1 protein-coding gene is annotated in these 239 nt (G+C 63.6%); it reads left to right on the top strand.

From position 1 onward, the window contains the following. Positions 1–44: 44 nt before the first annotated feature. Positions 45–239: hypothetical protein (locus O4H31_RS19610; RefSeq protein WP_269348190.1), on the top strand; the 195-nt coding region annotated here is incomplete at its 3' end.

The following is a 239-nucleotide window of genomic DNA, read 5'->3' as shown; positions in this document are numbered from 1 at the left end:
GCCACTGCGCCGGTTGAGTTTATCCGCGCCGAGGAAGGCATTTCATGATCCGCGCCCGCGCCGCGCTCCTCACTGGCGCACTTGCGCTGGTTGCAGGTCCATCTGCCCTCGGGCAGGAAGACACCCCGCCCGCTGACCCCGTTCTGGCCGGAACATGGGTATTTGAAGCCGATCTCAACGAAGCCTGCACCTTCGATGGCCAGGCCCGCCTCATGCCGACGGAAACCAAAGGCGAATAT

This window comes from Sulfitobacter dubius, from assembly GCF_027214245.1.
GTDB lineage: Bacteria > Pseudomonadota > Alphaproteobacteria > Rhodobacterales > Rhodobacteraceae > Sulfitobacter > Sulfitobacter dubius_A.
The sequence above is the reverse complement of the archived record's forward strand: the minus strand, read 5'-3'. Positions and strand labels throughout refer to the sequence as shown.